Raw genomic sequence first — 1079 nt, 5'->3', positions numbered from 1 at the left:
AGACCGAAGCCCCTTAGGGACACCAAGCCCGTGGCAGAGCCCGGTTGTGCATCCGCCGTTCCATCGAACCCGAACAGTCGCCAGGGCCGCTTGCGCGTGCAAAGCCCGATTAGGCAAGGATGGGATAAGATGGATATTATCGTTGGTATCGACGTGTCGAAGGAGCGTCTCGACGTTGCGGTTTCACCCTCTGGTGCAAGCTTTTGTGTCGGGAACGACCATGATGGCATCGAAGAACTTGCGCGTCGCCTTAAGGCGGAGAAAGCCGATCTCGTGGCGCTGGAAGCAACGGGTGGTTTCGAAACGCTGGCTGTGGCAAAGCTATCGGCCTGCGACATCTGCGTGATCGTCGTCAACCCGGCGCAGGTGCGGGCCTATGCCAACGCCATCGGTCGGCGTGCCAAGACCGATGCGATCGATGCGGCCCTGATTGCCGCCTTCGTCACGGCGACGAAACCGCAAATCCGACCGCTGCGCGATGCGCAAACCCAGGCTTTATCGGCCCTTGTCGACCGCAGGCGACAGATCGTACAGATGATCGTGGCTGAAGAGAACCGGTTGCGGATGGCGTTGGAGAAGACGACGCATAAGAGCATCAGACGGCTGCTGGATGCGCTACGCCGCGAGATGGAGAGCATCGATAAAGACCTGGATGACCATATCCGCAAGTCACCCTTGTGGCGTGTGCGCGAGGCATTGCTGACCTCGGTTCCAGGTGTGGGGCGGGCCACGGCGCGCACCCTTCTGGCCGAAATGCCGGAGCTTGGCAGCCTCGACAGACGCCAGATCGCATCGCTTGCGGGACTGGCACCATGGACGCGGCAATCGGGCAAGTGGAAAGGCAAGAGCTTTATCGGTGGCGGGCGCTCGAAGGTGCGGGCTGTCCTGTTCATGGCGGCACTGGTTGCGTCCCGTCACAATCCGTTCCTCAAAGCCTTCCGCGATCGCCTCGTGGCATCCGGCAAGCCCAAGATCGTCGCCATTGTCGCCACCATGCGCAAGCTTCTCACCATCCTCAACGCCATCATCCGGGAAAATAAACCATGGCAAAACGCTTGACTGCCAAGACAGTCGCTCTG

General features: G+C 60.5%; 1 protein-coding gene. It reads left to right on the top strand.

Annotated elements, in window-relative coordinates; translation table 11 throughout:
- The first annotated feature begins 129 nt into the window (after positions 1–129).
- The gene (locus DSM25558_RS27600; protein WP_077107790.1) at positions 130–1059 is read left to right on the top strand and encodes an IS110 family RNA-guided transposase; all 930 of its coding nucleotides are present in this window, start codon (positions 130–132) and stop codon (positions 1057–1059) included.
- Positions 1060–1079: the final 20 nt, after the last annotated feature.

The sequence above is a fragment of the Agrobacterium sp. DSM 25558 genome (assembly GCF_900100825.1).
In the GTDB taxonomy this organism is placed as follows: Bacteria; Pseudomonadota; Alphaproteobacteria; order Rhizobiales; family Rhizobiaceae; genus Agrobacterium.
This window is presented reverse-complemented; position numbering and strand designations above follow the sequence as displayed.